Raw genomic sequence first — 8,223 nt, forward strand, 5'->3', positions numbered from 1 at the left:
GCGGGGGGAGTATCAGCGATCTGGCTCTGTCGCTGATCTTGTGATGTCTTCTTATTAGTTGGTGAGGAGTACGCGTTTGCGGAGGAGGTCGAGTCCGGCTCGGCCGTACATCTGTCGCTTGATCATTTTGATGCGGTTCACGTGGCCTTCGGTGGGGCCGTTGCTGTAAGGCTGGGTGAGCGCGGCGGTCACGGCGCTAGCGTCTTTGCCCAGTCCGCGGGTGAAGGAGTGCAGGTAGGGCAGGTCAGAGCTGCGCACGGTCGTGATCCACGCGCGTAGCCGGGTGGCGTTGCCTGGGCTGGGTGTCAGCAGTTCCGCGAAGCCGTGGACGGCATCGGCGAGATCGATCATCTCGGGGCAGGCGCTGGTGAGTTCGTCGCGCAGGTGTCGTTGGACGTCGGTCAGGCGATCAGGGTGGGTGAGGATGAGGCTGGTGAGGCGGCGCGGCGAGATCGAGGCCCGATCGTTTTCGACTCGTCCCTGGTTGATGTAACGGGCGAGGAGATTCGCGCTGCCTTGGTAGCCCAGGGCTTTGATCTCCTTGAGTAGCTGTGTCACGCCGACGGTGGGGTCATCGGCACGGCGTTGGCGGAGATGTTCTCGGTATGGGTCGACCAGCGTGGGCCGATAGACCGGGGCGCGCACGAGACGCTCTGGTTCGGTGATGCGTGCGTACCGTTTGACGGTGTTAAGGGCGAGGTTCAGTCGTCGTGCGCACTCCAGCATTCCCACACCGCGGTCGAGGAGGTCGTGGACGTGGTGCCAGCGCTCGCGGGTGGTGGTGGCACGTGTGCCCTCACGTATCGTAGGGCGAAATCGTCCACGCCCGCCACCGTCACCTCACCGCGCGGCGGGTCCGGTGGAGCCCGGACACGCCGCAGGATCGTGTCTCGGCCACAGTTGATGCCGATCGCCGCTGCCAACCGCGCGCCGGCGCGGCCGGCCAGCGCCAGCCCAATGCGCGCCACCATGTCCTGCCACAACGGCGTCGCTCGAGAGTGTGGAGTGGTCACACCCGGGACTTGCTCGGTGAAGGTCACGGCGGCACACTTTCCGTTGGTGCAACGGAAACGCCGCACCTGGAGGACAACCACCACGCCAGCCCCTGCCACCGGAGCATCCGCCAACGTCCTGTCGTAGCGGCCGTGGACCCGCCCAGAATACTTCCCACAGTGACGGCAACGAGCACGATGACCGCGGACCCGCGCGGAGACGACGACTTCGTCGACCTTCCGCTCGATGTGTTCTACGATCAACTCACTGAGGTGAGGCCACAAGCTATGACTGTCCACACTGCACAGTCGCCACCCTATGATGCTTCGAGTCAGAAACCAGGTAGACACTCCACAAGATCAGCGACAGAGCCAGCGATCTTGTGGGTGACGGTGCGATCGCCTGTCAGTGGTGATGTCGAGTCGGTCGCCGTAGCGCATGGCCAGCGTGTTCAGCGCGCGTTTCCAACAACCGCGCCGTCGCGTGGCGAGTTCAAAGTCTCGATCGCGTTCGTCGTCTACACCAGCTTCCGCAACTCAGGTGGGTAAACGAGGAAGGGCGTGCATTCTTCCCAGCTATTGCGCCAGAGTCGGATCATGGCGGGGTATTTCTCTTCCCACTCGACGCAGAAGTCGGCGACACGCCTTCGTCGCGGGCCTTGTCGATCAGCTCCCGCGCGACCCGAACATCAAGATCATCGCCAGCAGGCCCCGGTTCGGCCGGATCACGGACAGTCCCGGGCTGGCGCACCGCCGTCTGCGACGCAGGTGATGTTTATTCCCGCAGTGCCGATGACGCCCGCGCCCGTTCGGGCATCATGTGAGCCCATGAAGTATGTGTTCCTGATCTGTGACGATGAGACGACGTCGCCGTCCATGGAGGAGATAAGGGCGGACCCGGCGTTCCAGGCCTACGATGCGGAGGTGGACCGGCGGGGAGGCAGCCTCGGCGGCGCGCGGCTGCGACCGGTGGCGGCCGCAACGACAGTCCGTGTCCGGGACGGCGAGACGATGGTGTCCGACGGCCCGTTCGCGGAGACGAAGGACTTCGTCGGCGGTATCGACATCGTCGAGTGCGCCGATCTCGACGACGCTCTCGCGCTCGCGGCGCTGCACCCCTACGCGAGCCGGGGTTGTATCGAGGTCCGCCCCGTATGGGAGTGACCGCGCCGGAGATGGTTCGTGCCGCGGTCGACGCGGCGTACCGGGACGAGTGGGACCCGGGAACTGGGATCTGGCTGAGGACTGCGCGCAGGAGGCGTTGGCCGCCGCGTTGGCGACGTGGACGCGCGACGGAGTTCCGTTCCGTCCGGCGCGCCATGACGGCTTGTGAAGATCAGCCACAGCCGCTCGTCCGGAATCTCCTCCGACGCGGGCTCGATTGGCACCCGCTCCAGCACAGCGAACTGCCGCACCTTCGCCCTGCCGTTCCAGGCCCGCGTCGCCTCCGTTGCGCACGCTGGCGGGATTGAGCACGGGTGAGCTCGGCAAGGCGTTCCTGGCCGTCGAGCCGACGATGACGCAACGCCTGGTGCGTGCCAAGCGCAAGATCGTCGAGGCAGGGATCCCGTATCGGGTCGCACCCGCGATTCACCTCGCACGGACGCTCGTCCGGGTGATGCCCCGGTCCCGGTGGGATCACGCGCTGATCGCCGGGGGTGTCGCGACACTCGACGAAGCGCTGGCCATGCGGCGCTCTGGGCCGTACCAGGTGCAGGCTGCGATAGCCGCCTGTCACAACACCGTTTACGCCGAGCTCGCGCGGCTGGCGCCGTCTCCCGTCGTGGACCTGAATCGTGCCGTGGCGACAGCGATGGCCGAGGGCATCTCCGCGGGGCTCGCGCTCGTCGACGAGCTCGCCGAGGCCGGCCGACCCGACGGCTACTACCTCCTGCCCGCCACCCGGGCCGACCTCCTCCACAGGAAAAGGCCACCTCACCGAGGCAGCCGCGGCCTACGAGGAAGCGCTGGAACTGGCGCCGACCGACGCCGAGCGTCGTTACCTGAAGGCACGTCTTCATAGCCTCTGACCAGTGCCTTCACCTCTGTCGTAGATTTTTCTCAAGTTCTTCGGCGCCGATGTCGATCCTGGGCGTTCTCCTTCGTCGGTGGGCAAAGCCGCCAAACGGAGAGAAGTGAGAACCCATGTCGAACACCGAGTACCTGACCGCCACCATGACCGTCGACCGGACGCCGGAGGAGGTCTTCGAGGCCGTCACCAACGTGCGTGGGTGGTGGAGCGAGAACCTCATCGGCCATTCGGCCGCACTACACGATGAGTTCGTATTCACCGACGACTGCGAGTACGCCGGTGAGACCGCCCGAGCCAAAAAGGGCATCCGTTTCGCCCGGTTTCAGCTCACCGAGGTCGTGCCAGGCAGCCGGATGGTCTGGCACTGCGTGGACTCCGTGCTGACCTTCGTCGACGACCCGGACGAGTGGACTGGCACCACCGTCGTCTTCGACATCGGTGTCACGGATCAGGGCACGACGGTGCAGTTCACACACGAGGGTCTCACCGCGGCCGAATCCGCCTGTTTCGAAGCGTGCTCGGCCGGCTGGACCTTCTATATCACCAAGAGCCTGCCGCAGCTGATCACCACCGGCGTCGGCCAGCCGATGCCGAGCTACCACCGCTGACCCGCCGCGGGTCGAAGGGAAGCCCAACCATGAATTTCGGGAACACCGTCGCGCGCCAGAAGGCGACGCATACTCGCCAAGGGCTCGTGCTCGGCCTGGCCTGCGCGGCCCAGGCAATGGTGGGCCTCGACATCGCCATCGTGAACGTGGCCCTGCCCTCGATTCAGCGAGACCTCGGCGCCAGCCAAGGCACCGTGCAATGGGTGGTCGTTGCCTACGGCCTGGTCATCGGCGGATTCCTCCTCGTCGGCGGCCGGATGACCGACCTGCTGGGACGACGCCGCATCTTTCTCGCCGGCCTCAGCCTGTTCACCATTGCGTCGCTCGTAGCGGGCCTGGCGCAGCACGGCGGCGTGCTGATCACCGCGCGCGGCCTTCAGGGGCTGGGCGGGGCACTCATCGCGCCGGCCGCACTCTCGCTGGTGGCTGCCACGTTTCAGGAGGGGCGGGAACGCAACCGGGCCTTCGGCATCTTTGCAGCTGTCGGCGGAGCGGCCGGAACGGTGGGCGTCGTCGCGAGCGGTTTCATCGCCGCCGGCCCTGGCTGGCGGTGGTCGTTCTTCATCAACGTTCCTGTCGGCCTCGTGCTCGTCGCGCTCGCCATCACCTGCCTCGCGGCCGATGTTGCCCGTGGCCGTTCCGGGCGGCTCGACGTCGCGGGGGCGAGCGCGGCGACCGGTGGACTGCTGACATCCGTCTACGCACTCCACCACGCCGCCACCCACGGATGGGCCTCTGTCTCCACATTGGCATGGTTTGTCGTGGCAGGTGTGCTGATGGCCGCGTTCGTGTTGATCGAGAGGCGTTCACCCGCCCCGTTGGTGCCGGGCAGAACACTGAGGAACCGCACACTCGTCGCGGCGAACCTCACCGCATTGCTCGCCTTCGGTGCGTTCTTCTCGTTCATCTTCCTCGGGTCGCTGTTGATGCAGCAGGAACTCGGTTACTCGCCCATGCAAACAGGTCTCGCGTGGCTGGCCACGACAATGACCGAATTCGGGACCGCGTCCGCCGCGGGTCGTCTCACAGCCGTCCTGAGCGTCCGCCGCATGCTGGTAACCGGTCTGACACTGTTGGCCACCGCGATGGCGTGGCTCACTCAGGTCTCCGCCGACGGCAACTACCTCATCGGCCTGCTTCCGGCGTTCCTGCTCGCCGGAATCGGCTTCGGGCTCTGTGTCCCCTCGCTGCAAATCGGCGCATTGTCCGGCGTCACCGAGGCGGAGTCGGGAGTCGCCTCGGGCCTGATCGAAACGACGCGTGAGATCGGTGCCGCGGCAGGCGTGGCCGTCGTCGCGACAGTCCTCGTCACGGGAACGGGCCTCGACGGCTTCCGCACCGCCTTCGCCGCCATCGGTGTTCTCGCAGGTCTAGGAATAATCACAGCGGTGATCGGCTTCAGGAAGAAGTAGTGCCTCCTGTTCCGGGAGCATGTAACCAAGCCTCAGACCTTTGTGCAACCAACAAGGTTCGAACCTACCTGCGGCCGCGCCGGACAATCCCCACGGTCGCCGAAATCCGCAGCTTACGGCGCAAATGTTTTCGCGGATGCCGTGCGAACCGCAGACGTTGACCGATTTGCTTGCCCGACGACCCACGAGAACCAGCTTCCCGTTGCGGTGCGGGTATTGCACACGACGCATGGAGGGCACACCCCGGCAATCCCGGACCTACCATCGCTGCGCTGCTCGTTCACTCGTACCCGGAGCACCCGCACTGGAGATCCACCCGAAGAACGTCTACCTGGCCGTAGCGGCTGTGCTCGAACCACTCAACGCCTGGCTGGACAGCCTGTTCGGCGAGACAACGTCGACCGGCGCGTCGCCTCCCTTCTCGACTCGCAGCGCCGATCCGGAGCCGGAACGGCCACGCGAGAGGCGGCTCAACAGCGGCTCAACTTGCCGAAGGGCGCCTTCGCAAGCTCCCCGCGGCGATCGAGGCAGGTGTCGACCCGGCCGGCCGCACTCGTCGAGAGCATCAACCCGGCAAGAGCAACGTGCTGCCGCACGCGCCGAACTCGACGGGACTCCCGCACCCAACGAGCTCACGGCAGCCGAGATCCACGCCAGGATCGACTCACTAGGCGACGTCAGACGCATCATCCAGCGCGGAGAAGCCAACAAGCTGCAGGAGCCGTATGCCGGTCTCGGACTGGAGATGGTCTACCAACATGAAGAGGATGCGGTGACAGCGACCAGCAGACCAGGTCGTAGGGATTGTGCTGGTGTCCGAGGGGGATATGCACGTTAGCCTCACGGCTCCACATACCGGGCGCCACATGCTGGCATCCGTCACAGAATCGCCATTGAGCTAAATGAGGGCCGTCCTAGCCGTCCCCGGCCGACCGTCGCTGCGCAACGTCTCGGGACGCCCCCCGCGCCCCGTTGACCTGGGCATATCCGCGCCCGGGACTCCGGGACAGACATGCGACTCCCCGTCCCGTCCCCACTGTCGACGACGCCCGAATCTGAGGCCGTTGTGACGCTCGAAAATGAGGCCACCGGTCGGTGTGTCTAGTCTGCCTGGTTCTGTGTTCTGATGCTGGGCAGGCTGTCGATTCCTCGTCCGCGGAGGCGGTAGCTGGCGCCTTTGAGGGTGAGCACGTCGGCGTGGTGGACGATGCGGTCGATCATCGCGGCGGCGACGGCTTGGTCGCCGAAGACGCCGGCCCAGCCAGAGAACGGCAGGTTGCTGGTGAGCACGAGCGAGGCGTGTTCGTATCGGGACGAGACGAGTTGGAAGAACAGGTTCGCGGCGTCTTGCTCGAAGGGCAGGTAGCCGACCTCGTCGACGATGATCAGCCCGTAGCGGCGCAGTTTGGTCAGTTCCTGCGGCAGTCGGCCGGAGCGGTGGGCTTCGGTGAGCCGGGTGACCCAATCGGTCGCGGTCGCGAACAGCACGCGGTGGCCGTGGCGGGCGGCAGCGACGCCGAGTGCGATCGCCAGGTGGGTCTTGCCGGTGCCAGGTGGGCCGAGCAGCACGATGTTGCGTGCCTCGGTCAGGAAGGCGCCTGAGGCCAGCGAGCCGACCTGGGCCCGGATGGCGGGTTGGGCGTCGAAATCGAAGTCCTCGAGGGTCTTGCGGGCGGGGAAGGCGGCCGAGCGGATGCGTTGTTCGGCGCCGGAGGCGTTGCGCGCGGACACTTCCCGTTCGAGCACGGCGGCCAGGTAGTCCTCGTGGGTCCAGCCCGCGTCACGGGCCTGGTCGGCCAGCCGCTGCGCGGTCTCGGTGATCCGCGGTGCCTTGAGTGCGGCGGCGAGGTAGTGGATCTGCTTGACCGACTCCGGGGTGGTCTTGGCAGCCATCACGCGACCTCCCCGCTGAGCCCGAATGCGCGGTCGTAGTCGGCCAGGTCCCGGGTCAGGTCATCCGCGTTGGTGGCGGTGGCGGCGACCCGTGGCTGTCGTGCCTGCTCACGCAGCGCCTGCGCGATCCGCTTGTGAGCCGGGTCGGTGACGGTGGCGCCGCGGGCCCAGACCCGGGCGTGGTCGGCGACCACGCGGCCGTCGAGGCGGGCCCGGACCCGGTCCAGATCCGCGCTCACCTCGACCATCCGCCCGATCGCGGTCGGGTCGACGGAGTAGTCGCTGGCATCGAGGCGGACGTAGTAGTCGCGGCCGAGCCGGACCCGGTGCCGCCAACCCAGCAGCAGCGGAACCGGCGGCAGCGCGAGCATCCGTGCCCTGTCAGCCTCGATCAGGTCGACCGGGCGGGCCTTGATCGTGCGCACGATGCGCGCGTTCGCGCGGCTCAGCCACTGGTCGAACTGGGTGTTGAAGTCGGCTGGTGAGGTGAAGGAACGGCCGGGCATGAACGAAGTCTCAAAGAACCCGTTGCGGCGCTCGACAATGCCCTTGGACTCCGGGTCGTTCGGCGGCAGCTGCACCACCTTCGTGGCCAGCGTGCCAGTGAACGCCGCGACGCCGGCGGCCAGGCGACCACCGCGACCGATGCCCGGCTCGTTGTCCCAGATCAGCCGGCGTGGCACCCGCCCAAGCCGCCCGATCAACTCCCAAGAGCCGAGCAGCAAGTCCTCGGTCCGCCGAGTGGGCAGCATCCGCCCGGTGATGAACCGCGAGTGCGCGGCGACCATGACCAACACCGGCAACAACGCGCTGGACCCATCCTCCAACGGGATCCGCTTGGGCGGGAACCACAGATCGCACTGCGCCGCGTCCCCCGCCTCCCAGACCAGCCGGTCAGCCGGATCAGGGCGGCGATACCCCGGCCGCAACCGGCGCACGTTGTCCCGGAACCACGTGATCGAGCCGGTCCAGCCCACCCGCTCAGCGATCACCGTCGCCGGCATCTCCGGATGCTCCGCCAAGATCGCCCGCACCCTTGCCTCGAACGGCGTGAACGCCGTCGGCACCGGCCTGCGCTCGTACTTCGGCGGCCGGTCCGACGCCACCGCCCGATCGACCGTCGCCCGCCCGATACCCAACTGCCGCGCGACCTGCCGCCGCGGAACACCGTCCGCGACCAGCCGCCGGATCAACGCCCAGTCCTCCACCGAGATCACCCATCCAATCTGTCTGGGTGGCCTCGTTTTCGAGCGTCGCTACGGCCTCGTTTTCGAGCGTCGTCGACA

7 protein-coding genes and 1 pseudogene are annotated in these 8,223 nt (G+C 66.9%); 4 read left to right on the forward strand and 4 right to left on the reverse strand.

Going from position 1 to position 8,223, the window contains the following annotated elements:
• Positions 1–54 precede the first annotated feature (54 nt).
• Positions 55–804: pseudogene (locus BA062_RS40560) on the reverse strand (ISL3 family transposase); the annotation flags it as partial.
• Positions 702–1,343: a transposase family protein gene (locus BA062_RS40565; protein WP_342768939.1), complete on the reverse strand. Its 642-nt coding sequence runs from the start codon at positions 1,341–1,343 to the stop codon at positions 702–704. The pseudogene BA062_RS40560 and the gene BA062_RS40565, both read right to left, overlap by 103 nt.
• A gap of 477 nt (positions 1,344–1,820) precedes the next feature.
• Here BA062_RS40565 and BA062_RS21990 point away from each other — a divergent pair, with 477 nt between their 5' ends.
• The 4 genes from BA062_RS21990 to BA062_RS22005 all read left to right on the forward strand — a co-directional run bounded on the left by BA062_RS21990 (position 1,821) and on the right by BA062_RS22005 (position 5,044).
• Positions 1,821–2,156 carry a YciI family protein gene (locus tag BA062_RS21990; RefSeq protein ID WP_110339643.1) on the forward strand — a complete coding sequence of 112 codons (336 nt, stop codon included), beginning with the start codon at positions 1,821–1,823 and terminating at the stop codon, positions 2,154–2,156.
• 286 nt (positions 2,157–2,442) lie between these two features.
• Complete coding sequence (locus tag BA062_RS21995) at positions 2,443–3,015, forward strand: RNA polymerase sigma factor (RefSeq protein ID WP_245959938.1); 573 nt, start codon at positions 2,443–2,445, stop codon at positions 3,013–3,015.
• A gap of 122 nt (positions 3,016–3,137) precedes the next feature.
• A complete protein-coding gene (locus tag BA062_RS22000; protein ID WP_110339645.1) occupies positions 3,138–3,632 on the forward strand; it encodes an SRPBCC family protein in 495 nt (164 codons plus the stop codon).
• Between the two features lie 29 nt (positions 3,633–3,661).
• Positions 3,662–5,044 carry an MFS transporter gene (locus tag BA062_RS22005; RefSeq protein ID WP_245959939.1) on the forward strand — a complete coding sequence of 461 codons (1,383 nt, stop codon included), beginning with the start codon at positions 3,662–3,664 and terminating at the stop codon, positions 5,042–5,044.
• Positions 5,045–6,145: 1,101 nt separating this feature from the next.
• On the opposite strand, the gene istB is transcribed toward BA062_RS22005, so the two are convergent.
• Complete coding sequence (istB, locus tag BA062_RS22010) at positions 6,146–6,937, reverse strand: IS21-like element helper ATPase IstB (RefSeq protein WP_110339647.1); 792 nt, start codon at positions 6,935–6,937, stop codon at positions 6,146–6,148.
• Positions 6,937–8,154 carry an IS21 family transposase gene (gene istA, locus BA062_RS22015; protein WP_210406951.1) on the reverse strand — a complete coding sequence of 406 codons (1,218 nt, stop codon included), beginning with the start codon at positions 8,152–8,154 and terminating at the stop codon, positions 6,937–6,939. The genes istB and istA overlap by 1 nt, the downstream gene beginning before the upstream one ends.
• Between the last annotated feature and the right edge of the window lie 69 nt (positions 8,155–8,223).

The organism is Prauserella flavalba, from assembly GCF_003202235.1.
Classification (GTDB): Bacteria; Actinomycetota; Actinomycetes; order Mycobacteriales; family Pseudonocardiaceae; genus Prauserella_A; species Prauserella_A flavalba.